A 24879-nucleotide genomic window follows, 5' to 3' on the forward strand; every position below is an offset into this window, starting at 1 on the left:
TGTTTCTGAATGCTGTCTCTGCATCCAAACCTCCAGTTACATAATAATTATATCGAAATATTTTCTAAAAAGAAAGAAAAATAGATGCATTTTATAAATATATTCATCTTACAAACACAATATGTGTATTTATTCTGACAATTTGCGTTAGTTTATTAGAAGCGAATACAATTTAAAACGCATAATGTTATGCAAATATTGTCGGATCAAATCATAAATTATACCCCTCTTGCTTCAAAAAAAGACATTTTCATATGATATCCTTATAAAAATATATCCCAAATTTCGGACATATCTTAAACTGTAACATCATACGAAAATGTCTTATTATGTGCTCCAACTATTCTATTTTTATTCATTAAACTGCTGTTCTATTATGAATGAATGCTATTCTATTTCCATTTTACCTGGTAAATAAATGCTGCCTTCTGATCACATCTTACTTTGTAAGTAAATACTGTGTCTGATTACATCTTACTTTGTAAACAATGCTTCTATAAACACATCTGCGATTAACTGCTGTCCCACTGCAGTCGGATGATCATCCGGATCTATATAATTTTCTGCATTCTGATTATTAAGCACAATATCATTTGAGGAAGCAAATGCTTCATAGCAATCTGCCAGTACAATATTCTTTTCTTTACATACTGTACGAATGATCGTATTTGCCTGACTGATCTTTTCTTCTGCATACTGGCCGATATTGACCGTTATCCCTCCTGCCGATATTTCATAATCCATATTACGATATGGATTATATAATGTCATGATTGCAATCCGGCAATCCGGCGAAGCCTTACGGATCAGATCTATACTATCTGAAAGATTATTATAAAACCGATTCAGATTATCTTCCGCAGACCGGTCTGCCTCCTCAAAGTCCCGGACAAATGTCTTTTTATTAATTTTTTTCCAAAGCGGAGAATCACCTCCTGCACCGGAATATCCATAAAAATAATCTTCATACTGCATAACAAAGAATTCAAACGGAAGAAGTGCATCATTCGTACCAATGCAAAATGTCACATAATCAGCATGGTCTAATAGATCTACCTTGCCTTTTTTGATATTTTGCCACATGTCGCCACTGAGCTGACCATTTACACCTTGATTACATTCGACAACCTGCATCCCCTGTTGTTTCATATAAGCAGCAATCCTTGCAGAAAATCGTTCATTCTCAGCATGTTCTAATGAATATCCATATGTAATCGAATCTCCCAATGCAACATATATAACAGAATCATCCGATACCTGCTCATCTAACTGCAACAATTTTGCATTATTCTTTGTACGACCATGCAATCCCCAGACGATTGCAATAACACATGCCCCGGCTACTGTGATCAGTCCGGCAGCCTTCCATTTCTTCATATCGATCACCTCTGTTTTATATAATAACTTGAAATCTTTCATTTTATCCTAATCCGGTATAATCTCTATATATACCTGATCGTATTTGTATTTCAGTTCTTGCTTAATCTCATCCCGGACACGATGCAGAATGCTGATATGTATAACGTCTGTTTTATTTCCAATATATACTTCAACCCAAAGCTTCCGTCCGGTCTGGATAACATCTAAGAATGTAACCTCATAGGGATAATCATTCATATGTTTATCCACGATTCCACGTATCTGATTTAAGACATCTTCCTCCGGCGCAAATAAAATCAGATTTTTAATGCTCTGGAAAATCTCCTTTACCGGTTCTTTTATAAGGAGCAGTGCCATAATTACAGCTACTGCAGGATCAATATACGGCGTCAGAAACCGAAATCTCGTTGTAAACAATATCATCTGAACTGCAAATGCTACGGCTACTCCCATACTGCTTATAACATCAAGCTTCCACATATAAAGCTCAGCTTTGATCGTCGTAGACTCATACTTTTTACTGTAATGACCAAGCAACAGATACATGCCTGCACAGCCAAGACATACAAGCAATTCAAATATAGCAATACTGCCGGCATCAACTTCATGTCCACCATGTAATAACAGCTTTATATTTTCAACCATTAGATTGCAGGTAAGTGCTAATAATACACTGTACTTTACCAGTAAAAACAACGATTCTACCTGCGCATATCCATATGGATGCTTCTCTGTCACCGGTTTATAAAGCAGGGGCACAAGCACCAGAAACGGTCCGATCATCACTAAATCCGCTGCATCAAACAAACAATCAGTCCACAAAGAATGGGAATGGGTAAACCATGCCATCACACCTTCCGCTACTATAAACAATACACTTCCAAAAAATGATAGTTGTAATATTCTCTTTTCAATCGTCAGTTTCTCTTTCTTTTCCCTACGTTCTTTCTTTACACTGTCCTTTTTCTTCGTACTATTATCTGTCTTCATCTGTTTTCTCTTTCTTACTTTCATCTTTTTCTATTCTTCAATCTCACAACTACCACTATAACACAAAAATCCCGCCCGGCATACACCAAATGGGATTCTTTGTACCGTTCACAATTATATGCAAACATATAATTTTAATTATTAACTGACAAAAGCCCCTGTTACTGCAACATAACAGTAACAGAGACTTTTTATTATTGACTATTATAATTCACGTTTTCATGCAGTCTATTATTTGTTAGCGATTGCAGCCTGAGCAGCAGGCATATGACGTATCTTTTGTATCACTTGAAGCGGTCGACAGTTGTTTTTTCCCAATCGGAAGTGGTCTGACTGTATACTTCATTTCCAAAAGTTGGATTCAGATACCAAATGAAATCTCCATGATCAAATACCACACGATCTACAAAGTTATCAATCACTGTTTCCGGAATCTTCGCCCTGGCATCATAAGCAGTCATTTTAATGAATTCATAAAGACTTTCAATACATCTATCCTTTGCTTCATTATCTTCCAATTCTAAAATCTGCTGTCTACACTCACTATTAATCTTTTCAATGTTCGAAATCTGATCTTCAAGTTTCTTTTTCTTACTGCGAAAGACTTCCCTGGAAATATCTCCGTCAGCACACATATCAACAAGATTAGCCATTTGCTTATGCAGCTTATCCAGTTGCTTCATGTTGCGTTCAAGCTTTTCCTTATCATTTCTTCCAGGAGCCTTGACCTCAGCCACATCACTTAACATCGACATTGCTTCACGGTAAATAGCTTCCTTATTGCTTAAAAGCTTTTTTAAAATAAAATCAGCCTGAACTTCCAACTTTCATTCCATAAACGATGAGTTGTCACAGATCCCATCAACCTCAAGGCCTTTCTTCCGTCTGCTTTCAGGTGTGCCTGTTCTTAACTGTCCATAGCACTGATAGATATACGAAAGATTTCCATCTTTTGCCTTGTGAGCGATTCTTCTGTTCATAGCATGACCGCAGGTACAAACAAGTTTGTTACCCCAGATATGCTTACATGGTGACTGACCAACAGATCTACCTCTCTTATCACGTTTTCCGATTCGATGTTTTGCTCTTAGCTCCTGAGCCCAGTCAAAATCTTCAGGTGATACAAGTTTCTCATGGGTGCCTTCCACATAAACCTTTTCAACATCTCCATAATTATTGATTTTCTTTTGAACCAGATAATCAGGAATATACTATTACTAAGCATTCTGTTGATGTAACCAGACTGCCATCTGGTAAGCCCTGTTGCAGTCTTTCGGCCCTCCTGCTCCATGATGTCCTGAATTTTACGAACACCATTGCCAGCTAGGTAAAGTTCAAAGATTCTCTTCACTGTTTCAGCCTGTTCTTTATTTACAACAAGCTTATCACCAACTCTGTCATACCCAAGAATATTGCCATTGCCATATAGGACTCCATTCTTAAACGAAATCATCTGACCGGCTTTTACTCTCTGAGAAATCTTCTTGCTTTCATTCTGGGCCAAGGTAGCCATGATAGAAAGTCTAAGCTCTCCATCCTCATCATTCATTGTCCAGATATTATCTTCTGTGAACCACACCTCCACACCATATGTTTTGAGGGTTCTGGTCTGCTGCAGTGTATCCACCGTGTTTCTTGCAAACCTGGATACCTCTCTGGTAACAATTAGATCAAACTTCTTTTCTTTTGCATCCTTGAGCATTCGCATAAAAGACTCACGCTTATGAATAGATGTACCGGTAATACCTTCATCAATATATCTATCTACTAACGTCCAGTCCGCATGCCTGCTCAAAATATCATCATAGTACTGCACCTGATTTTCCAATGCAGATATCTGCGCCTCATGCTCTGTAGAAACACGAGCGTAGATGGCAACTTTTCTCGCCATATCGCACCTCGCATTCCTCAATCAAGCTGTACTAGATGAGATCTAGACACAGCTTAATTATATAATTATTATCTTGTTTACTCAACGGGTATATTGCGTTTTTTCGCGATATATCGCAATTCTTCGTCTGTTATCTTTCCTTCTTTGTTAAGCTGCTTCATAATGTCAAAAGCAGCATACTTAATAGCCATTTCCTCAGCCTCGGGAACGAGTTTGTCAAGATGATTTTTGTAAGTTTTCTAAATTCAAATATTTATCTGCTGAAAAAACGCCTAACATCTCGTGTCGGCATATTTCTTGAAACACCGTATTCAAAGGCTTCTTCGCACTTTCCGATTGCTTCACATTGACAATAAAAGTTGTTTTGCCTATTCGCGTTGTATAAGATAAAGTGTTTTCTTTCATATAGTCCGTTTCTCCTTTTCATAAATTGACTGTGGGGCATTCCGTTTGGAACACCCCACAAATACAGCCTGTTTCATCGGAACATATCAAGAAGTCATTAAGTCGTGAGTATAATGGAAATGGTTATCTTTCCATACCACGCTTGTTTCTTCGTGCCTTAATACGCTCTTGTCTTTCTTTTTCCCTCGCTTCTTTTTCGGCTCGTTCCTGTGCTTCCTTAAAAGAAAAAAGTTGCTTCACTTTTTCGGTAAAAAGTTTAGCAACTTCGGGGAAATGCTCCAACGCTTCAAGAAAAGGTCTGCACTTTTCTTTCAGTTCGTTGTATTTGGTTTTCATTCTCTCCAATGCGTTTGCACTGTCAAAATATTTCTGTCGGTAATAATTTGCACTCTGCTCCAACTTATTGATTTCCGCACGACTGGTAATTCCCTCTTTTGCAAGGGCAGTCAGTTGTGAGTAGTCCTCTTTGGATATTGCCATCTTGCCCGTAAAGGTTTTCTGTCCCATACCGTCAATCTCGTTTAAGGTCTTTGAGATATGACGGGCAGGCTCATATTTAACCTGTTCCTTTTGAATACGCTTCTGTAACTTCTCCAATCGTTCTTTGTCCTGTTGGATTTGATATTGCAGGGAAGTTAAATGCTCTGCTGTACTTCCGTATTCGCCACGCTGAAAGCCTTTGAACCCTCGTTCCGTCATATAATTAAACAGTTCATCTTGCAGTATGCTGTACGAAGCTCGAAACATCGGCTTGCCGTTCTTCTTTAACAATGGATTTCCTTTTTCATCGGTCATTGGAATATCCGATTTCCATTTCTTTGAATGGCTTATCTGATTAACACTTCCTTGACCGTTCCTCGCAGTTCGGGGTTTTTACAACGCTTACTCCATAAGATTTCTTTCTCCACAACAGGCAGAACCATTGCGTGAAGATGATAATGGTAAACCTCTTTTCCCAGTTCCTCGGTTGCGGCTACATTGATTTCATCAGCGTGCATTACTGCCGATATAACATTATCAGCACCGAATTTTTCTTCGATGAAATGATAGGCTTCTTCATAAAACTGCTTTGCATATTCATAACCACCGTTACGCTCGAAGTACATCGTATTCACATCAATCACAATCTCATTGAAAAGGGTAGCGTCTTTCCTCAGTCCACGAAGCGATACTAACCCGTCTGTTTCCATCTGCTTTAACTGCTCCATATAGGTTGGGACAGTCGGTTTTTTGAAATGCACATTAAGGGCTATGCGTTCCGTAATCACATTCATATTTTCATAGGTTTCATTCTTGCGTTCATTGTGCCTTTCCGCCTTGCTCACATCAAAAGCGGTGTACTGTTTTACCCTTGCACAACTCATATCCGCCTTATTGGTTTTTGCCATTTTTCTCTCCTTTCCAGACAGGGCGAAGCCATTACACAACATTCTCTGAATGTGTGCAACCCACTATGACACTTTCAGACTTCGTCTGCAAAGATGTCGTGGGCAAGGGTGTTCCCCCTTGACCTCCTTTGATACCTCCATCATAAAAACAGACTGTCCCGCCATCAGACAGCCTGCTTTTATTCTCTCGGTATATCGCCCATCGGCAAAGACCAGTACCACAGAAAGCCTTGTTTTCGGGAGATAGCTCCTGCTTTCTTCTTTGCCTTTTTGATGGTCGATTTTTTGAACCCAGCGGCTTCAAGTCTTTCTTCGCAATCCGAAGAAAGCATTTCTCCGTCTTTCAGCATTTCCAAAAGAAATTCTTTCGCCTTGATTTCCTTTTCGTTCGGTCTGCCCATTTTGGGTGCGAGGGATTGGAACGCTTCTTCTGCTGTCATTTCCATTTCAGAGATAAAGTCCACTCCCTTTTCTGCCACCTCAAAAAGAATTGCCGAGCCTGTCGGGGCAAGGTTAGATTTCACTTGCACCATATATCGTTCCGCTGGTGCTTCTTTGTTCGGTGTGCGTGTGATTGCAAGAATACTTCTTGCAGCACCCGCAATATCAATCGAACCGTTGGTGCGATAAAGAGGATTTATATCTCTCATCTTGTTCATATGGGCGATAATCACGATGGCACAGCCAGTATTTTTTGCAACTGCAATCAAGTGATTAAACTCTGCCCTTGTTTCGTTGGCATTGTTCATTGAACAGTTCTCTCCGATATAGGAACTCATCGGGTCAAGAATTAAAAGTTTTGCGTGATACTTTTCGATTGCTTCAGCAATACGGTTATCTCCAAAGGATAAAGACTTTTCATCTTCCTTGATGAAGATAAGGTTTTCTCCGTTCCCACCGGCAGAGTTAAATCGGGGTACTACCGTATCGTCTGCATCATCTTCCGTTGTCTGATAGATGATAGTCATAGGCTCATTTTCTTCCGTTTCAGTAAAAGGCAGAGGTTCGCCCTTAGAGAGCAGTGCGGCGATTGACAGCATTAACTTGCTTTTTCCATCGCCCGGATCGCCCTGCAACAGCGTAACCTTGCCGTACGGAATATACGGATACCACAGCCATTTCACTTCCTTCGGCTCAATCTCACTTGCCTTAATAACTTCGAGAGGGACATTTACATTCATTTCATTTTCCATTTGCTTCATTTTTCTTCGTTCTCCTTTTCGATAAATACTTAGGGCAAAGCACCACGATACAACGGAAACTCTGCTTGCAGTCATTACTGCATTTTCTGCAAAGTTCGTTGTAGGTAATGCGATTTCTTTCGTTCAGAAACAATGCCCAATCTTGTTTCCGTTTCTTACTCATTCTCGGCATATCAATCCTCCTTTCCGTCTGAAAATAAAAAAACCACAGGAAAGATACTCAGAGCCTTGTTTCTGTCATTTTTCGGGGCGAAAATCGGGCAAAATTGCCTTTCTAAGCCTTTCAAAAAAATCACGCAAGGTATTTGTACTAACCTGTGGTTATGTATGAAATTGTAGGGTTTGGGGCAACAAAAAACACCGTATTTCTACGATGTTTTCTGTCATTCAAGTAGCAAAAAACGTGACCACTAAAATTATAATCATAAGAACAGGCAAAAAGCGAAGATACCGTTCTAATAGAGCTTTTTAGACTTGTTTTTTGGGGCTTTATATTACTTTCCCTATTTTTTAAGGGTATAGGGTGTTACATCAAGTTCTTAGTATATGAAATTTGCAGATTATTCTTGGATTTGGCTCAAATCAAATGCACCGTTCTCAATCAACTTCAAAATTGTGTCTGCCAAGTTGTTTTTTACAGTTTCACTTTCATTTTCAACGCCAGAATACTCTACATAAATAGTGTTCTCTCCCATATCAAAGGTTGCATAATATATTACGGTTTTGACACCTTGACTATTTGACTTTGTTACGAAATATCCTGCGTTGATATCAACGCCGTCTACACTTGAAGTGATTGTATTTCCATCAATGATAGTATCTAATAGATTTACACCCTGTTTAGAAACTACCATTCTTGTATCATCAATTTTTCCCTCAAAACCCAGAATATTATGATTGTCAGCATCAAAATAAGCATCTGCGGTAACAGGCAAGTCTGCAAAAAGCATTTCAATTTCAGCATCGCTCAAAGGTCTTGTTGTTACATTTAAGTTAATTGAAGATTGTGATAAGTCATTTTTAACAAAAGTAATTGTTTCTCCATCATTCAGCGTGGCAATATCGTTTTTTGTACCAAACAGATTGCTTTGAAAAACTCCCACTCCAATCACAGCAACGAGTACGAAGCAAGCTGCAACAGACACCCATTTTTGCCGATTAGTTATTTTACTTGTTTTTTTCATAGGTTCAGCCTCCTTAATATACTGATTATCGACATTTCCCAATGCCCTTAAAAGTTTCTTTTCTTTCATACAGAGATACCTTCTTTCTCTAACAATTTTTTGAGTTCGTTCCTTGAACGAAATAATGACATCTTGATTTTGCTCTCGCTCATACCATATTCCGTTGCAATTTCTTTAATGGGCGATAAATACCAATATCTTCTCATAAAGATTTTTCGCTGTTCTAATGACAGGGAAGAAAGAAAGCGGTTGAGAATATCCGTTAGAGCGATTTCTTCAACAATGTTTTCTGTACTATCCAACGATGGTATGCACTCTTGTATTTCATCAAAAACCAATGGCATTTGCCCACCATTACGTTTCTTTGCATTAAGCAGTTCGTACCTGTCCAAAGATAGGTTGCGAGTAATCTTCCCTAAAAAAGTTTTTAGGACAGATGGACGGTTAGGCGGTATGCTGTTCCAAGCTCTTAAATAAGTATCATTTACACATTCCTCGCTATCTTCGTCATTGTGAAGAATATTAAAGGCTATGTATCTGCAATACTTTCCGTATTTTTTTGAAGTTTCGGATATAGCAGCTTCGGAGCGCTCCCAATATAAATCTAATATCTGCTTATCATCCATAGGCTTCTCCTCCTTTCCCTTGTATTAAGGCCTTTCACCCTAATAAACGGGAAAAATGTGTCAAGCGTCACTTAAATTCAAAAAATATTTATTCAAAGATTAGCTTCATTTTTTGAAAGAATATAATAAAACAGCAAAAGGCTTACACCTACAAGTCTCTTAATATTCAATGCGGAAAATTACAATTCATCACTCTCATTTTAACACATCATACCATCTTTATGAACTTTCAATTTAACCACTTCCATTACACTCACGACTTAATGACTTCTTGAATACTTCCCGAAAAAGAAAACTGCCATCAGTAAAGACAGCAGTTCCTTTTCGCTGGTATGCTATTAGGAATACACAATATCGTTCAATACAATCTCATCTGCACAGGCTCGGATATTATTCATCAATCCGACCCATCTCATCATATCCTCCGCTTTCAGTTGTTCCGTCACACCTTGTTTTCTTGCCATTTCCTTTATCAGATACTCCGCCATATTACACGCCGAAGTATCAATTTCAGCAAGGTGTTCATATAACTTTCCGCTTGTAAGCAGATTGCAATATAAGACTTTCCTATGCTCCCTCAAATATCTTTCCCTCATTCTTCCGTATTTTGTGAGCGTAGGCGGTTCTTCGTTTTCTATCGTCAAGCAGGGATAGTAATAATCTCCGATGAGTTCGTACTGGATACCAGTTCTTTCGTCTGTAATAAATCTTTGCATTCTGATTTCTCCTTCTGCTTCTTGTGATAAAATTCCAAAGACTTCTCGTTATGGTTTATCTTTTGACATTCTTCGGAACAGAATTTCTGCTGACTGTGTGTAGGCCAGTAGGTACTGCCACACACAGCACAGACACGCTGACGATAATAATGATTTCCTTTTTCAGCTTCTCTGTCGGCTTTTGTCTTGTCCTGCCTTGCCTGATAGCAACAATCTTTTGAACAGAATATCTGTCGGTTACTTGTAGGCACAAACTCTTTTTGACAGTGAGGACATATCTTTGTCTTGACGATTTCTCCACCGTTTTCAGCGAGTTTTTTCGCCTTTCGCTTCTCTCGGTAGGCTTTTTCACGCTCACGCTGTTTTGCCAAGCGTTCCATCTCAATCTGTTCTTCCTGTGCCTTTATTTCAGCAAGTTCTTCTTCTGTATAGGCAATATCGACCTGCCCGACATAGTTGAAGTAAATATCAACCTTTTGTGTCCTTGCTTTTCCCACACCCTCTGCTTCATAAACCACAATCTTGTCAATGAGTTCAGCAAACATCAAATCGGAAATTTCTGTCGGCTCTTTGCACTTGCGAATTAAAGAAATGAAATGCTTAATATCAACAGCATTTACTTTTTCTTCGGTAAGTTCCTTTTCCATTTCCTCAATCTTCGTTTCCAGCTCAGCCTGTTCGTCATCGTACTGCTTCATCAGTTGCTTATACTGTCTTTCGGGCAGTAATCCCGAAACAAGATTTTCATACAAGCCACGAATAAGTTTAGACAATTCATCGTATCGCTTCTGAAAACGGTGCAATTCCGATTTATTGTGCTTTGGCTTTTCTGTCTGCTTTTCATTCCAAAGTGCTTGAAGTTCCTTTGCAAAGGCTTCTTCGTCATTCAGAACAAATCTTGATAATCGTTTGACAGCCGATAATATCAAGGCTTCAACATTATCAGCACTAATTGAATGGGCAGAGCAGGAGTTTACTTTGCTTGCATATCCGCCGCAACGGTAAGAATACTGCACCGAACGGTCTTTTTTACTGTAATGCGTTTGCAGGGTCATTCTTCTGCCACAATCCGCACAGTACAGATAACCGCTTAAACGGTTGCTATGCGTTCCTCTTGCCGCTGTCCTGTTCGCTCGTTTCTTTCGCTTCTGAACGCTGTCCCAAAGTTCCTGCGAGATGATAGGCTCGTGCGTATTATAAAATACATACTGTTCATCTTCATCGGTATTCTTTCTTTTGTGCAGTTTGAAATTGGTGCTGACCGATTTACGCAAAACAGTATGACCGAGATATTCCTGTCTGCTTAAAATCGCTCTTATGGTTGACATTCCCCAAAGATACGGGTCTGAAAACTTTGTTCCGTTATACTGTTCGGGGTGATATTCCTTTGCGTGTGCAGCCGGAATTAAAACCTTTTCTTCGGTAAGCAATTCAGCGATTGCTCTCGGACTTTTGCCCTCGTTGGCAAGCAAAAAGATACGCTTTACCACCGCAGAAGCCACAGGGTCAACGACAAGCGTTTGTTTGTCGGTTGCTAATCGGTTATATCCATAGGGAATTGAACCGCTACAACGCTTTCCGTCTTTCATACGGGCGTCAAACACAGCCTTGATTTTATTGCTTGTGTCTTTTGCGTACCATTCGTTCATTATATTCAAAAATGGGGCAAAGTCATTGTCAGAAGCATTATTGCTGTCGATACTGTTATTTATCGCAAGGAAACGGACATCTTTCTGTGGGAACAGAACTTCCGTATAAAAACCGACTTGCAGATAGTTTCGCCCTAATCGGCTCATATCCTTAACAATAATCGTTGCGACATTTCCTGCTTCTACTTCCTTAATCAACTCCTGAAAACTCGGACGATTGAAATTTACACCCGAAAAACCATCGTCAGTAAAATGACGGATATTCGTAAAACCATTTCTTCGGGCGTAATCTTCCAAGTATTGCTTTTGATTGGTGATTGAATTTGACTCACCATTAAGATCATCATCTCTCGACAAACGCTCATAGAGTGCTGTAATCTTTGAACTCCTTGACATTCTCTTATCCTCCTTTCCTTATGTAATCCGATTTAGCATTACAGGGATTACTCCCTCTGCTAATAGGAGAAAATAGGGGTACAAAGCGGAACTGTTTTTCAAGAAAATCAAAATATTTTTTTGAAGTTCCAAGACCGATTTTGATAGCCTATTTTCAATTTAGAAACGCATTATTTATCGTCCTACTAAAGTATAGCCCTCTGGAGGAAATGTAAGCTCTTTTAATTCCTTCATGACCATCCCTCCTAAAGCTTCTCAATGAAATAATTTTCCATGTAGGAAATCAATTCACAATGAATACGGCTTGCCTTTCTCCTGACTACAGGAACCGTTACACCAGCTTCTTCAGCAAGTGTATAGTAGTCCTTCTCCTGCTTAAGAAGCGGAATGATAATCTCCTGCTCCTTCACGCTAAGTGCATGCAGGTGCCTTCTGAAAGAAGCGTATTCATCAACCATCATCACAATGACATACTCTCTTCGCTTGAATTCCTGTACCAGAGCCAGATCTGATAAAGCATCCTCTGCTGAATTCAGTCCATTGATAGCTCCCTCAAGCATTACATCAAGAACCGCTTCATCCGCTGTAGGATTACTGTAGTTACCCAAATTCTGAATACGGACTCCAAGTTCATCTTTGTGATTGCTACACCTTCTCTCCTTCTCAGCCTTGATCTCGTAGATCAATCTCATCTTGCAATCCCCGATGATTCCCTGGAAGGAAGAGTAATTAGAATAGATCAGCTCGGCCCTCTCCCTCGCTGACTTGTCACCGTAGTTTTCATAAAAATTAACCTTAGTGGCCATATACACCTCCTATATTCAGTTGTGTTTATGTCACTAGGCTGCGCGCCGCTTCGTAACTTCTTTACATAATTCATTCTATTGAAACCGGGCTTATGAATCGTTACCGCAAACGTGTACCAAAGGTTCACATACTGTGTACCTTAGCCCTCAAGAATCTGAATCTGCCTAAGCATCGCAAGTGCAGACTGCTTTGCCTTATCCGTCTTCAGATTATTTAGAATCTCTATTGCTTCATTCACAACAGGATCAAGATTATCCGTCGTATCACCGTTCAATATATAATCAGCAGATACATGAAACAGGCGGCTCAGTTGGGTAAGCATCTCAGCTGAAACACCTCTGCTGTTATTCTCATAATTGGAAATGGCAGATTTACCTTCAAGATGAAGTCTTGCAGCAAGCTCCTCCTGGGTATACCCTGCATCTGTTCTAAGCTTTTTAATTCTTCCGCCAACTGTTGTTACGTCAATTGCTCCATTGTTTCTGTTTACCTTCTTCATAATCTGCACCCTTTCCGGTGCCTTCCAAAACAGAAGCGAACCGGAAAAAGCGCAAAATAAAAAGAGCACTGCAAAACAACTACTAAATCTCTTGGTATGTAAAAACATACTTCAAGTTAGCTTCTGTTTTGCAGGCCCTTTTTAATCTGAATAGATGTCTTACGCTCCCTGGCTGCATTTATCCGTAGTAAATACGACTCTCTTCACAAACTCTTGGATACCAGGCGTCACTCATTTGTAAGTCTTTTAACGCATCATCTATGCGACCAATCCAGTGATCTCCCTGATAACCTCATCCATATTTAATTGTTATGATATAACTGCCACAGCTATTTAACGATTTCGTTAATCTTGGCGGCATATCTGGTTAATCGAGCATGTCTCTTCTTAGCAAGCTCCTCCTCAGATCTAGTATCATCAAATACGGATACCTTGCCTTTCTTCACGCACACAACAAGACGGGCACCGCATTCCGGACAAACCATATACGAAGTTGTACTAGCTGACTCCATAAGAAATGCCCCACATCTGTGGCAACATACCACACATTCCCCAGTTTTTTCCTCCGCAAAACTCACCAACATCACGCCTCCTTTGACTATCAAGGTTGATATCTCTCATTCGGAAAAGGGAAAGAAACCGATATGATGAGTGTACATAATTCTCCCGACAATGACCTTTCCGTAAGTGTAGTCAACACTGCCATTATCAACTGCAATGACTATTCTGATCTTTTAAACTGTTTAGCGCACATTATTCAAGGTTCTTAATGACCTTGACGGCTACACCCTGAATCTTACAATCCGAAACAACGATGTCCTTCATGGTCTTGTTCTCAGGATGAAGTCTGATCTTCTGATTCTCTTTGTCTACAAAATAGCGCTTCAGAGTGTTCTCATTCGCTACCAAGGCAACAACAATATCGCCATCCATGGCTTCTGACTGCTTTCTGACAAGTACCAGATCTCCCGGAGAAATTCCGGCTTCAATCATGGACTCGCCCCTTGCCCTAAGTAAGAAAAAAGTCCCTTTGCCAAACATCGAAGCAGGCAATGACACGTATTCCTCTATATACTCTTCCTCCAGCGTAGGAACGCCGCAGGAAACAGCACCAAGTAGTGCCACACTTGTAAACTCTGTCTGAACCTTCTCGGTCTGTTCAGTAGAAATCTGCTGGCCATCATATCTGATTATGCCATTCTCATTCATGGCTACCAGGTACTTATATGCAGTTCCTCTGGCAATACCGACCGCATCAGCAATCTGCGTTGTCGACGGTGAGTGGCGATAATTCTTGTAGTATTCTTCTACAAAGGCCTTAATAGTACCCATAAGCTCTGTAGATTTGTGTCTCATACGCCGCCCCTTTCTAAAGGAAGCGATCCGCTTTCGTTACTTTCTGATTAAAAGTATAATACTTCGAACACGCGTTTGCAATAACAATCTACAAAAACTTTGAAATGGCCGATAAGCTCGAAAATCGTGCACTCCCCCTTTCCCCCTTTTATGATTCTAATTGTAGCAAAAGACCTGTCCTAATATTGGGACAGGTCTTTCTTCGCTAAGTCTACATCAAAGCTAAAATCTCACTTGACGAGTCTAAGTCTTACTCGATTTTCATTCTCTTCAAAGGCCTGATATGCAACTTCAACCGCATCTGCTATTACCTGACGATGATGTTCATCCCATCCACCGTTGTCCTTAATGTGTTTGAGCTGCGCCGCACCTCCACCAAGTCTTTTACCGTTCTTGCCATAAACTATTAGGTTCTTCTGAGACATCTCTTCCCCTCCTTTCTATTAGTATATTCTATTTATATCACTCGGAGAGAAAGTTGTCGGGGTATGTGTTTTGCAAGAAATTAATTCAGGAAATCTTCATAACACATCAGCAATTCATGATTATAATCATGAATTAAGTTTAAAGCTGTCTTACTATCTGCTAGCCAATAGCATTTCAATAACAACGTATTAATCTTTTCAGTCAATAACACTTTTGCCGCATATGCTTCTGACAGATTTTTTTCACGAAAATAACCTCGACTTATTTTTTCACGCAAAAAATATACTGACTTTGGCGTTGAAAATCAGGTAATCCTAGCAAGTTCTTTTCTTTGAATTCATCCACATGAGCCAGATAATCCTCAACTATTTTCTTGGTCTTCTGCCTGTGGTATGTTTCTTTACTCATAAATATTTCTCTAAAATATACTTTAATATCTTGAAGACTCGAATCTACGCAATATCGGCCACCATATTTTTGCATAACATTTATCAATTTTCGTGCAATAGCTATCTTATTATCAATATTTGGAACCCTTATGCCTTCAGAAAAAATTGTTTTGTACAGATCGCTCTCAATCTGCTCATCTGTCAAAAGAATATTTTCTGCTTTATATTGTTCAGGAACATCAGAAAATAGTTCAGGATACTTTTCCATTTCTCTAATTAGTATATGGTATATTTCAGAGTTCTCAAACAATCTATTACGATGCTCAATAAAATATCTAAAATAATACAATATTCTTGATGCTTTTAAACCTTCCGAACCAAATATGTTATTGTAATTCTGTGAAATTGAATTTTTAAAGCTAGTTGTCAATCTATCCGTCTCATTTGATAGAAGTTCAATTACTTCCAACGAATTAGCCTTCTTAGAATACATCATTATAGGATATACTAAAAACTGAAATACATCATTAAGAGTATAGTCTATGTAATCTGTTACATATTGTATCCAGTCCAATTTGATGCCTATAGCCTTATGCAATTCATACTCTTTCATATAAGACCGAATAACTTGATCGTTAGCCTCTATCAAATAATGTAATAACTCATCAAGATTATTGGGCGTTGCTCGAATAACATACCTTATTCCATTAATGGCCTCTTCTACCGGTAATGGATTATAGTTCGGAACAGCACTCGGCAGATAGGCTTTCATATGCAAATCTTTCTCAAAAACACTGAAATCCGCATCAACATTGACCTTAATTAAATTATCTACTATCTGACGCTGGCTACATTCCTCCAAAAAGAAATGCACAATCTTAGCCTGTTCTTCAACGGTAATATAATCAAAAGCAAGTCCTCCAAATATATCTGGTGACTTCTCTAATTTCTTTATTAAATTATGAACCTTCTTTCTTTCATTCTTTTGACTCTCCTGATTTTTATCATTTGCATAAGTCGAGATATAGTAGTCAGAAAGCTTCACCAGATTATTCACCTCTTCTCTAAACAGAAACCCACAAGCATCCCATTATAAACAAAAAAAGGAATTCCTATCATAAATAATAAACATGTAAGACATCCACCACCCGAATATGCAGTCTTGTTAGCCTTTCCGCCACTGTCTTTGTGGATTTCATTCAGCATATACAAATCAAACAACTCATCTTCTTCGTTATCTCCATCAGTAAAAATCCCCATGTTTAATCCTCCAGGTAGCGAACCTTCTTACCATGTTTAACAGCATAATCAATCTCAGAACGTGTACTGTCATCTATATAACCACCAACATTGATTACAAATATTTCATCTGCCATATCAATCTTACGCTTATGCATATCATCAAGCATTTCCTTGGTTTTGGTCAGCGTTCCTTCATCCATATTCTCCCAAACCTCAGAATCTCCGGAATGACCAAAGAGGCCAACACTAATAACAATGTTACCCTCCAAAGTAAGCTGTTTCTGCACTTCCATAAATTCATTTTTAAAGCGTGTACTTCCACACAGCGTAATAACAGGATATTTATTATTCATTAGAAGCTTTATCCTTTATAATAATTTTCATAAAATCTTCTGTTTTCTTATTCATGTCAGCTATTTTATTGCTGAGATTTCTGTAAAAATTTTGATCTTTACTTTCACCCAAATAAACTATTATTAGTCGCTCTTTCGCTCTTGTTGCTGCAACATAATGGTTATAAATACTATCAGGATAATAGAGATTATAATCTTCAGCAAATAATACCACCTGATCAAACTCAAGTCCCTTAGATGAATGAAATGTCATTGAAATGTTCTGTATACTATCTTGTAAGAAATAATAATGATTATTTTCGTCAACAATGGTTTTGTAAAGTTTTTTCAAGTGAATATCTTTTGTCTCATAGCCCAAATAATCAGCCAAAGACTTTACTTTGTTCATAAAGACCTCTTCATCTTTAGCATCTAGCGTTTCACTTATCTTATCCAAATGAGCTTGTATGTTCTTTTTCAAACTCTTATATCCAACAGCTTCATCTGGAATAACTTGAATAATATCATAAACAGAATATGTTTTTATGATAAAAAAACTAGCAATAGCCGTGTAAAGCCAAGCGGTATTTGTCGTGATAGACGCAATCGGAGGCGTCGGTACATAAATAAACTCATTAGTGTCATCTGAAAGTAATTCTGCAGCGACTCTTGCATTATCATTACTATATCTTAAAACTGCAGTTTTTTTACTTAAATCTATTTCATTTAATATATCTATAGGCCAATCTCTTAAATTTGTACACACGAGTCTTATTGCGGAAGCATCATCTATATCTCTAACGAAAGACCTTGTTTCCTTGCATAACATATTCGAATAATTCTGTATTGCCTCACAAGATCTAAAGTTTTCACCCATGAATTTTTTTTCAAAATTTGGTTTTTCCCAAATACTCTCAAAAGCTTTAGGATATGCTCCACGCCACATATATATGGATTGTTTAGCATCACCTACAACAAATGTATTTATTTCTAACTCATCACACAAATACATAAAAAAGCATGCATATCCTTATCGCAATCCTGATATTCATCAACATATATATTAAAATATTTAGCTTTTAAAAACTCACGACAAGCAAATGAATTCTTTACAATATCAAGAGCCAGTTTAAAAATGAAATTTTCCTTGTTATCCTTAAGAGACGCAATTATTCCACTTTCCTTTATTTCGTCAATTCCTTCGTCAAAGTCTTCAACTTTAACCTCATAATCCGTCCCCATTTCTTTATCATAATCGCGTCCATATACATCCTTCATAAATGGCTTTATGATTTCTTCAATAGCAAAACTATTATTTGTACCAATAAAATGATCTTCTGAAATAGCTGGTAACCTATCCCTTATTTCTCCCGCTGCCCTTATAGTAAAAGTGATTGCTGCAATAACCTTATGGCTTTTATTATCAGCTATATCTTTTTCTATTTTAGTTACCATTGTATGAGTCTTACCAGTACCCGCGCTAGCTTTAACAATAATATTCCCAGAAGTATTCACTATATCTTCTTGAACAGGAGATAATGGTTTTTTCATTCTTCCATTACCTCCTTTAAGCAAGCAAAATTATAATCATCATATATAACTTGGCAATCGTCATAACTAAGCTTATCTACTAACTCAACCATATGATAATTCTTTGCATCTTGCAAATATTCAATTGGGTTACCATTACTTTCAGGTAAGTATGTCACCATCTCATCATGAAGAATTTCATCCAAATCTTCTTCTAATCCACAATGCGACAAAAAGATTTCCTCTTCCTCACGTATCTGATCCAAACGAATTCTATTACTATCATATAAATCACGCTTAGCATTTATATCGCCCGAACCACTTGCTGAAATTTTAGCTTCCGGTAATTTTACTCCCGTAACATACCCATTTACACGTAAAAAGCCAAGCACACTATATTGACCAGGAGTATTTGTCTTCCTTAAGTCGTTATCAGTTTTGATTATGGTTTTAATGTCAAGTGCCTCAAGTATTTCTTTATAAGCTCTAAAGGTAATACCATTGACAGGTAATATGAACACTCCATCAACTTCATAATCAGGCTTTATCTCAGACAGCACTTTTGTAAAAAGGACATTTTCAGAAGGTCCTTCAACCAATAAAACTTTTTTTGCAAAAATAGCTTCTGATAGCCCTCTATTAAGCATTTTCTTTTTTTGCCTATATTCATCTGGAACTTTGTAAAACACTCCTCTTGTATCTAATCTTCCTTCATTAAACACTCGAACGAGATTAACATTATCCATCTCTGTAAGTATTAACGGGGAATGCGTGGTAACAAAAAGATATTTGTAATTATCTTCGCCAAATAAAACTCTAGAAATTGCCATTTGCATTGACCTATGCAAGTGATTCTCCGGCTCCTCTATGAGGAAAATATTGATTTTTTTTGCATTCTGATCTGTCCCTGCAAGTAAATCATATATAGAGTAAACTAAAAGCTTTTTCCTTCCCTCTCCAGCTGTAGGATATAATAAATCCTCACCATTTTTCTTGATGTAAGGAACAATATTTGAGTATAAGCCTTTAATTGCAATTTCTGACTTTACTGATACTTCAATATCTTCATTCTTAAATTTCTTATACTCAGGGGTAACATTATCTTCAAAAGCTTTTACTCCAGAAAGGGACCCGATCGTTTCGTTTAAGTCTCGTATTTTTCCTTCAATCTCAGTAATAGTGTCCTCATCTGTTTCATCTTGACTAACTATAAGTTGATTTGAATTCTTCCGAAATAAAGTATTTAAATCAACGTATGCATCTATATAAATCGGTTTAAACACATAATCCAATTCAAAATATGTGGATTTTGCCTTCATTTCTCCTAAATTATTTAAATCGCCTCCCCAATACATTTCAGGAACTGCAATTAATTCGCTAGGGTTATACACAGCATGTAACTTGATAAATACAATATTATCACCAGAAGAAATATTGCCTTTTACCCTTGCCCTCAATTTCTGACTATCACTATCAGCCACATCGCTTATATCGATTGCAACAACAATATCAATAGGTTCAGCCGTGTTTTTTTGATAAAAGTCAGAATCCAGCAACTCGTTCTTTCTAACCTCTTTATCAAAAACATATCTTAAGGCATATAGAAAATTTGTCTTTCCTACATCATTCATTCCAAAAAAGATATTCTTATTAGAAAGATCAACTGTAACCTCCTCAAAATTTCTAAAATTTTTTATGCTAATAGATTTAAACTCCACTTCACCAGTCGCCCCTTTTCTAATTACTATTAAGTAAGACTCTTAATGTCTTATATAAATCACTCATTTTTCTAACAAAGTATCTACTAATATTGCCATATGTCCATCTGCAACAGATTCACCTATCCAACTACCCTCACAAAAATGATCTCTTCTAAAATGCCATGCAATAACTGCAAGGATTTGTTTTTCTGTAAGAGTAGCCAGCCATTCTCTTGAAGGACAGGATAAATCTCTATCAGAAAACTTCCCATCTTCAACGACATTACCATAATCCGTAATTACCACATTGCTGTCGTAGGCTTCTTGCATACAGACATTTAAAATTTGATACAGCCCGTGATGTCCCTGAGGCGGCTGATATACATTATAGCCTTTAAAAAAACACCTTAACTCATCATCCTCATTTATAGAATGAAAAAGAACCGTATATTTTTCACACCACTTAATTACACTATCTTTAACTTTCTCATCTACTACGATATCTTTAATAATTTTCTCTCCAGCTGTAAGAATCTTATCATCCAAAACAGCAAAGATAACTTTAATATCGTAGTCCAAATTATTACAAATAAAGTCGTTGCAAGCCTGGATGGCTTTTCTCCATGCTCCATCCAAAGGGTAGCCAAAAATACCAGCAGATATAAGAGGAAAGCCTATAGAATGCAACCCATTTTCTTTTGCTATAAGCAATGATTGTTTATAAGCACTGTAAAGAAGCTTAGGTTCATTATGCTTCCCGTCAAACCATCGTGGTCCTACAGCATGAATTACATACTTTGCTGGGAGATTAAACCCTAGAGTAATCACAGCATTTCCAGTCTTGCACCCACCAATAGCATTGCAAGCCTTTGTGAGTTCTACTGAACCCGCCTCTCGGAAGATTGCTCCACATACTCCACCACCTTCCAACAGCCCTTCATTAGCAGCATTAACAATGGCATCTGTATCAAGTTTTGTTATACTAATTTTTTTAATCTCAATTGAGCTCAAAACGTCACCATGCCCTTTCTAACTGAGACTTTGAAAAGGAATCTATATATCCCCAATCAATCATAAACACAATATACAAGTCACCATTGATAGCACTAACTGCTTCCCAGTCAAACAACGTCTCTCTTCATATTATCAAACCTTTTTACAACTACTTTGGCATACGCATTTTTATAGATTATAACTATTTAACATCATCCTTTGGCGCTCTTCTTCCAAATCAGCTTTATAAAATACCTCAAGAAGAGTTCTTGCCCTAGACATCGCTACATAGTTTAATAACCTTTCATCGTCGTCCTCAAAACCATCAATATCAATATACAATATCACTCTGGCTTCAAGTCCCTTAAACGCTTTTACCGTGTAAAATCTTATAAAGTCATCACTATCCAGCTTATTAAATTCATTTAATCTTATCTCACCAATATCAGATGGAATGGATGCATTATAAAGACAGCTATTTGCGTTATCCATTCTATACGGAGACAAGATAACGATATCATTTCTACTGATTCCTTCTGAAAGAAGTCGTCTAATAAGTTTCAAGACATCCGTTTTTTCAGCAGTCTTACTATCATATTTATGATAACCAACCACTTCACCATCAGCCTTCATTATTGAAGCCTGCTTGATATTTGTTGCATACCAGTTTCCTGTTGCAATCTGCTTGGTGTTTCTGCAGTTTACAGAAAGCTCATAGCATGAGGCACCATAATCTTCTAATTCATCATAAATATCCTGAAGTTCTTCGTATTTCCCAAAGATGTTCTGATTTTTGTCATAATATATAGTCCATCTTCCTTTGCTCAGACCGCCTTTTACCATTCCTTCCAAGCACAAGACAGAAACTGTATTCATTAGATCCTGTCCTTCATCGATAACCAGAACATCATACTTTTCATTATCTGGCATATACTCATCAATTCCATCTATGAATTTATTAGGCAAGATGTCTGTAAAGAAATTGGCATCTTCGATTTCAGTTTCACCAGTTTTCTTCATAAGAAAACTATGTAAAGTAGAAACATCTATATCCTGCTTCTCTAATTCAAAATTCTTTCTTACATAGTTTGCAATTAACTTGTTGTAGCATAAATACAACACGTTATATCCTTCTGCTGTCAGTTTTCTGCACTGATCCATAGCTAGCATCGTTTTCCCAGTACCTGCTGGACCGGAAACCAGCATTCTCTTTGAGTGAAATCCCTGCATGATTATGTACTGTTCGTCTGTTAAAGAAGCCAGCATCTCATCCGTTCTTTTTAACGCTAATGACATTGCCGGAACAAACGCAAAGTCACCACGAAGAATACTTACTAATCGTTCTTTATCCTCATCCTGCAAGTGTCTTCCAGAAAAATGATGTTTTTCCATCGTCTTATCCTTCCAATACTTGAAAGATCTCTCAAAAAACTTAGACAAATCTTCTTTTGTATTTCTTTTATCAAAAGTAATTTCAGGTATAATTTCTATATTATCATCCGCATCAATCACACAATCCGGAGTCATAACGCAATTGGCATAAGCACATCTACAAATAGGATCCTGCTTATTTTTAAGCCTTTTTTCCAAGTATAATCTTAACGATTGTTCATTTCCCTGCGCTTGCTGATAAGGACCTTCCTTCTTTGTAGAATCCTTACCATATCGATTTATAAAATGCCAATCACCACCTTGGCGTTTAACAATACCTCCCTTGACTTCTATACATAAAACTCCTTCATCAGCGATGACAACAAAATCTATTTCACCAAATATTTTGTCAACATGTTCAGCCATTCCCAACGAATGTAAAACAATGCAATTTTCCCATTCTAAATTGCTCAGCCAACTATAGATCATTCTTTCGGCCGGACTTTTAACATCAGGGCTTATTGTAGCTGGTATCATCCTAGCCATTTATTCTTCCTCCTCAAGTAGTTCTCCAAAAAATCCAAGACTTCTATCATCATAGGTTCCAACTATAGAAACTCTATCCAGCAAGCAATTTCTAGCCTCACAGCTGGTTTCCGGTAATAATGTACAAGCATGACATGCCGCATAATTCAGAGAATTGAATCCTTGAGCCGTTGAATCACTACATAAAGGATCCGATGAACACCAGGAAGCCTCCTGTAACATATTTCTAATTGTTGTTTCTAACAATTCTGGTTCACCTTGTCTTACCAATCCTCCAAGACTACCGTCTGAATCTGAAGAAGAAGTGTAGATTAGCACTCCTGCCATAGGCTTATCTGAGTCTGGGAATGTACTATAAATTCTTTCCTTCAACGCAGCTCCTGAATAACCACATTCTAAAGTTAATTGTCTTATGAGAAGATGAGCAAATGTATGCAAAACTACATATCTTGGCGACATCATGCCTTTACCAATATTGTAGTCTCCTAAACGTTCTTTCATTAGATCATACCTGGCGGAATTCCTGTCTTCCCATTCTCTTAATTTTTCTTCATCAAATTTTAGGAACAAGCCTTCACCACGCATCTGTATTGCCGGCATCCAATCATGTGGTTTGTTCCAAACAGGTTGATATTTCCTTCCATCCATCCCAACAGCTCTGTTATCATCTGGGTGTGGTTTTTCTGGGGTTATGCGCCTAAAGCCTTTGACAGCTAATACTTCACGAAGTCTTTTTACAAGCATTACAGATTCTACAAATCCATCCAAGATATCAGGAATCTCAGATTCAACCGCAATAAATTGTTCTGGTTCCACATCATCCTCATCTTGTTCATATCCTGCGCATAATGCTTCATATTCGTCTAGATAAAGATTCTTCTCTGTATAGTTATCTTCAATCTCTACTTCCTCTGAAGGGTTTTCCATCTGATAACGTTCCTTAGCTGCCTTGAAGTAATCGTCAGCAGAATATCTTCCTTCTAGTATTGTTTGACGAAATATAGATGCCCCAAGAACTATCTTTATATTTTCATCATCCATTTTGTTATCAAACAGTCCTTTTACTTCTTCCCACTTATCGCTTAAATCGCTTTGTATCTTTTGACTATATGGCGGAATCGTTAACGCACTCTGTGTTACGCTAAAATAAACATTAGATGCCCCTCGCTGTAACGTCTTCATCGGAGCCATGCAATTTTCCACATCATCAAACTGTTTATCAAATCCTATCCATGGCCTTTTACCTTTACATTTATATCCCTTTAACGCATCCTTACTCATGCAACCTTCCATGGTTCTGGTTTTACCGCACGCCTTACACTTGATTACAATACTTGATAATCCGCCAGTGGTATTTTTGAACTCAATACTAGTCTGATCCCACTTATCACCAGAAGGACATTCAGAATAGTTTCCATAGTGAACCCACCATTTATACGGAAAATCTTCCAGATGACCATTGATACATGAACAAACAAAACGTGAAGGAACCAACTGTCTTCCACACTGACATTTCTTATGCTTTGCATCTCCAAACAATTTATAATCCTTCAAGTCTCCACATTTCGGACAAAAATGCATCCTTGGAAACCGGAATGCTGGTACGTCTGGATTTCCTTTAGGGTTTTCTGAATCGGTAGCATATGGTTCTTTAAAACCTTTTATACCAAGCAATCTTTCAAGGTTAGGTTCATGTATTACAGGGCTGTAATGATTCCAATAATCAGTAGCTGCCAAAATAACAGAATAATCCGGCATATCTGCTATTGCTCCCGGTGCGAATGTAGTAATTAATTGCGTTTTCCTTAACTTTCCTATTGCGTCTTTCTTTGTTTTGGCGCTTTTGGGTCCAATCCTCATA

27 protein-coding genes are annotated in these 24879 nt (G+C 37.8%); all 27 read right to left on the bottom strand.

The annotated features are described in order from the left end of the window. Positions 1-474 precede the first annotated feature (474 nt). The 27 genes from DXA07_RS05030 to DXA07_RS05150 all read right to left on the bottom strand — a co-directional run bounded on the left by DXA07_RS05030 (position 475) and on the right by DXA07_RS05150 (position 24878). Positions 475-1419, bottom strand: coding sequence for an SGNH/GDSL hydrolase family protein (locus DXA07_RS05030; protein ID WP_118483687.1), 945 nt, complete (start codon positions 1417-1419; stop codon positions 475-477). A 6-nt stretch (positions 1420-1425) separates the two neighbouring features. After that, the gene (locus DXA07_RS05035; protein ID WP_021943738.1) at positions 1426-2370 is read right to left on the bottom strand and encodes a cation diffusion facilitator family transporter; all 945 of its coding nucleotides are present in this window, start codon (positions 2368-2370) and stop codon (positions 1426-1428) included. A 284-nt stretch (positions 2371-2654) separates the two neighbouring features. Beyond that, positions 2655-3194, bottom strand: coding sequence for a hypothetical protein (locus tag DXA07_RS13370; protein ID WP_243015413.1), 540 nt, complete (start codon positions 3192-3194; stop codon positions 2655-2657). Positions 3195-3197: 3 nt separating this feature from the next. Next, on the bottom strand, positions 3198-3350 hold the full coding sequence (locus DXA07_RS13375; RefSeq protein ID WP_243015414.1) for a hypothetical protein: 153 nt from the start codon (positions 3348-3350) through the stop codon (positions 3198-3200). A gap of 107 nt (positions 3351-3457) precedes the next feature. After that, entirely contained in the window at positions 3458-4261 is an 804-nt protein-coding gene (locus tag DXA07_RS13380) for a recombinase family protein (RefSeq protein WP_243015415.1), read from the bottom strand. A gap of 216 nt (positions 4262-4477) precedes the next feature. Further along, positions 4478-4666, bottom strand: coding sequence for a transposon-encoded TnpW family protein (locus DXA07_RS05045; protein WP_054325550.1), 189 nt, complete (start codon positions 4664-4666; stop codon positions 4478-4480). Between the two features lie 123 nt (positions 4667-4789). Then, positions 4790-5461 carry a plasmid recombination protein gene (locus DXA07_RS13385; RefSeq protein ID WP_243013767.1) on the bottom strand — a complete coding sequence of 224 codons (672 nt, stop codon included), beginning with the start codon at positions 5459-5461 and terminating at the stop codon, positions 4790-4792. Positions 5462-5493: 32 nt separating this feature from the next. Continuing rightward, on the bottom strand, positions 5494-6054 hold the full coding sequence (locus DXA07_RS13390) for a plasmid recombination protein (protein ID WP_243013768.1): 561 nt from the start codon (positions 6052-6054) through the stop codon (positions 5494-5496). A gap of 179 nt (positions 6055-6233) precedes the next feature. Further along, positions 6234-7256 (bottom strand): AAA family ATPase, encoded by a 1023-nt coding sequence (locus DXA07_RS05055; RefSeq protein WP_182427468.1) that lies wholly within the window; start codon positions 7254-7256, stop codon positions 6234-6236. Then, positions 7237-7428, bottom strand: coding sequence for a hypothetical protein (locus DXA07_RS05060; RefSeq protein ID WP_054325471.1), 192 nt, complete (start codon positions 7426-7428; stop codon positions 7237-7239). The genes DXA07_RS05055 and DXA07_RS05060 overlap by 20 nt, the downstream gene beginning before the upstream one ends. A 388-nt stretch (positions 7429-7816) precedes the next feature. Continuing rightward, positions 7817-8509 carry a hypothetical protein gene (locus tag DXA07_RS05065; RefSeq protein ID WP_054690455.1) on the bottom strand — a complete coding sequence of 231 codons (693 nt, stop codon included), beginning with the start codon at positions 8507-8509 and terminating at the stop codon, positions 7817-7819. Next, complete coding sequence (locus tag DXA07_RS05070; RefSeq protein WP_071428839.1) at positions 8506-9066, bottom strand: sigma-70 family RNA polymerase sigma factor; 561 nt, start codon at positions 9064-9066, stop codon at positions 8506-8508. The genes DXA07_RS05065 and DXA07_RS05070 overlap by 4 nt, the downstream gene beginning before the upstream one ends. A 338-nt stretch (positions 9067-9404) precedes the next feature. After that, positions 9405-9782 carry a TnpV protein gene (locus DXA07_RS05075; RefSeq protein ID WP_054325472.1) on the bottom strand — a complete coding sequence of 126 codons (378 nt, stop codon included), beginning with the start codon at positions 9780-9782 and terminating at the stop codon, positions 9405-9407. Further along, on the bottom strand, positions 9707-11827 hold the full coding sequence (locus DXA07_RS05080; RefSeq protein WP_117599152.1) for a recombinase family protein: 2121 nt from the start codon (positions 11825-11827) through the stop codon (positions 9707-9709). The genes DXA07_RS05075 and DXA07_RS05080 overlap by 76 nt, the downstream gene beginning before the upstream one ends. 245 nt (positions 11828-12072) lie before the next feature. Then, positions 12073-12633, bottom strand: coding sequence for a hypothetical protein (locus DXA07_RS05085; protein WP_118483690.1), 561 nt, complete (start codon positions 12631-12633; stop codon positions 12073-12075). A 140-nt stretch (positions 12634-12773) separates the two neighbouring features. Beyond that, complete coding sequence (locus tag DXA07_RS05090; RefSeq protein ID WP_182427469.1) at positions 12774-13133, bottom strand: helix-turn-helix transcriptional regulator; 360 nt, start codon at positions 13131-13133, stop codon at positions 12774-12776. 753 nt (positions 13134-13886) lie between these two features. Continuing rightward, entirely contained in the window at positions 13887-14489 is a 603-nt protein-coding gene (lexA, locus tag DXA07_RS05100; protein ID WP_118483694.1) for a transcriptional repressor LexA, read from the bottom strand. Between the two features lie 230 nt (positions 14490-14719). Then, on the bottom strand, positions 14720-14914 hold the full coding sequence (locus DXA07_RS05105) for a hypothetical protein (protein WP_118483696.1): 195 nt from the start codon (positions 14912-14914) through the stop codon (positions 14720-14722). Positions 14915-15176: 262 nt separating this feature from the next. Next, positions 15177-16349, bottom strand: coding sequence for a hypothetical protein (locus DXA07_RS05110; protein WP_118483698.1), 1173 nt, complete (start codon positions 16347-16349; stop codon positions 15177-15179). Positions 16350-16357: 8 nt separating this feature from the next. After that, entirely contained in the window at positions 16358-16564 is a 207-nt protein-coding gene (locus DXA07_RS05115) for a hypothetical protein (protein WP_118483699.1), read from the bottom strand. 2 nt (positions 16565-16566) lie between these two features. Next, positions 16567-16899, bottom strand: coding sequence for a hypothetical protein (locus DXA07_RS05120; RefSeq protein WP_118483701.1), 333 nt, complete (start codon positions 16897-16899; stop codon positions 16567-16569). Further along, on the bottom strand, positions 16892-17890 hold the full coding sequence (locus tag DXA07_RS05125) for an ATP-binding domain-containing protein (protein ID WP_118483703.1): 999 nt from the start codon (positions 17888-17890) through the stop codon (positions 16892-16894). Before DXA07_RS05125 ends, DXA07_RS05120 begins: the two co-directional genes overlap by 8 nt. Then, positions 17869-18429, bottom strand: a complete 561-nt coding sequence (locus DXA07_RS05130; protein WP_118483705.1) for a UvrD-helicase domain-containing protein — start codon at positions 18427-18429, stop codon at positions 17869-17871. The genes DXA07_RS05125 and DXA07_RS05130 overlap by 22 nt, the downstream gene beginning before the upstream one ends. Beyond that, on the bottom strand, positions 18426-20126 hold the full coding sequence (locus DXA07_RS05135) for an AAA family ATPase (protein WP_118483707.1): 1701 nt from the start codon (positions 20124-20126) through the stop codon (positions 18426-18428). Before DXA07_RS05135 ends, DXA07_RS05130 begins: the two co-directional genes overlap by 4 nt. Before the next feature lie 63 nt (positions 20127-20189). Next, a complete protein-coding gene (locus DXA07_RS05140; protein WP_118483709.1) occupies positions 20190-21119 on the bottom strand; it encodes a macro domain-containing protein in 930 nt (309 codons plus the stop codon). 171 nt (positions 21120-21290) lie between these two features. After that, positions 21291-23018 (bottom strand): NERD domain-containing protein, encoded by a 1728-nt coding sequence (locus tag DXA07_RS05145; protein WP_118483711.1) that lies wholly within the window; start codon positions 23016-23018, stop codon positions 21291-21293. After that, the gene (locus tag DXA07_RS05150) at positions 23019-24878 is read right to left on the bottom strand and encodes a DUF1998 domain-containing protein (protein ID WP_118483713.1); all 1860 of its coding nucleotides are present in this window, start codon (positions 24876-24878) and stop codon (positions 23019-23021) included. Position 24879: the final 1 nt, after the last annotated feature.

This window comes from Clostridium sp. AM54-37XD (assembly GCF_003478225.1).
Taxonomy (GTDB): Bacteria; Bacillota; Clostridia; order Lachnospirales; family Lachnospiraceae; genus Coprococcus; species Coprococcus ammoniilyticus.

Excerpts from the sequence above, each read along its gene's own strand:
- DXA07_RS05030 (WP_118483687.1), bottom strand. The coding sequence starts at position 1,419 with ATGAAAGATTTCAAGTTATTATATAAAACAGAGGTGATCGATATGAAG.
- DXA07_RS05035 (WP_021943738.1), bottom strand. The coding sequence starts at position 2,370 with ATGAAGACAGATAATAGTACGAAGAAAAAGGACAGTGTAAAGAAAGAA.
- DXA07_RS13375 (WP_243015414.1), bottom strand. The coding sequence starts at position 3,350 with ATGAACAGAAGAATCGCTCACAAGGCAAAAGATGGAAATCTTTCGTAT.
- DXA07_RS13380 (WP_243015415.1), bottom strand. The coding sequence starts at position 4,261 with ATGGCGAGAAAAGTTGCCATCTACGCTCGTGTTTCTACAGAGCATGAG.
- DXA07_RS05045 (WP_054325550.1), bottom strand. The coding sequence starts at position 4,666 with ATGAAAGAAAACACTTTATCTTATACAACGCGAATAGGCAAAACAACT.
- DXA07_RS13385 (WP_243013767.1), bottom strand. The coding sequence starts at position 5,461 with ATGACCGATGAAAAAGGAAATCCATTGTTAAAGAAGAACGGCAAGCCG.
- DXA07_RS13390 (WP_243013768.1), bottom strand. The coding sequence starts at position 6,054 with ATGGCAAAAACCAATAAGGCGGATATGAGTTGTGCAAGGGTAAAACAG.
- DXA07_RS05055 (WP_182427468.1), bottom strand. The coding sequence starts at position 7,256 with ATGAAGCAAATGGAAAATGAAATGAATGTAAATGTCCCTCTCGAAGTT.
- DXA07_RS05060 (WP_054325471.1), bottom strand. The coding sequence starts at position 7,428 with ATGCCGAGAATGAGTAAGAAACGGAAACAAGATTGGGCATTGTTTCTG.
- DXA07_RS05065 (WP_054690455.1), bottom strand. The coding sequence starts at position 8,509 with ATGAAAGAAAAGAAACTTTTAAGGGCATTGGGAAATGTCGATAATCAG.
- DXA07_RS05070 (WP_071428839.1), bottom strand. The coding sequence starts at position 9,066 with ATGGATGATAAGCAGATATTAGATTTATATTGGGAGCGCTCCGAAGCT.
- DXA07_RS05075 (WP_054325472.1), bottom strand. The coding sequence starts at position 9,782 with ATGCAAAGATTTATTACAGACGAAAGAACTGGTATCCAGTACGAACTC.
- DXA07_RS05080 (WP_117599152.1), bottom strand. The coding sequence starts at position 11,827 with ATGTCAAGGAGTTCAAAGATTACAGCACTCTATGAGCGTTTGTCGAGA.
- DXA07_RS05085 (WP_118483690.1), bottom strand. The coding sequence starts at position 12,633 with ATGGCCACTAAGGTTAATTTTTATGAAAACTACGGTGACAAGTCAGCG.
- DXA07_RS05090 (WP_182427469.1), bottom strand. The coding sequence starts at position 13,133 with ATGAAGAAGGTAAACAGAAACAATGGAGCAATTGACGTAACAACAGTT.
- lexA (WP_118483694.1), bottom strand. The coding sequence starts at position 14,489 with ATGAGACACAAATCTACAGAGCTTATGGGTACTATTAAGGCCTTTGTA.
- DXA07_RS05105 (WP_118483696.1), bottom strand. The coding sequence starts at position 14,914 with ATGTCTCAGAAGAACCTAATAGTTTATGGCAAGAACGGTAAAAGACTT.
- DXA07_RS05115 (WP_118483699.1), bottom strand. The coding sequence starts at position 16,564 with ATGGGGATTTTTACTGATGGAGATAACGAAGAAGATGAGTTGTTTGAT.
- DXA07_RS05120 (WP_118483701.1), bottom strand. The coding sequence starts at position 16,899 with ATGAATAATAAATATCCTGTTATTACGCTGTGTGGAAGTACACGCTTT.
- DXA07_RS05125 (WP_118483703.1), bottom strand. The coding sequence starts at position 17,890 with ATGTATTTGTGTGATGAGTTAGAAATAAATACATTTGTTGTAGGTGAT.
- DXA07_RS05130 (WP_118483705.1), bottom strand. The coding sequence starts at position 18,429 with ATGAAAAAACCATTATCTCCTGTTCAAGAAGATATAGTGAATACTTCT.
- DXA07_RS05145 (WP_118483711.1), bottom strand. The coding sequence starts at position 23,018 with ATGGCTAGGATGATACCAGCTACAATAAGCCCTGATGTTAAAAGTCCG.
- DXA07_RS05150 (WP_118483713.1), bottom strand. The coding sequence starts at position 24,878 with ATGAGGATTGGACCCAAAAGCGCCAAAACAAAGAAAGACGCAATAGGA.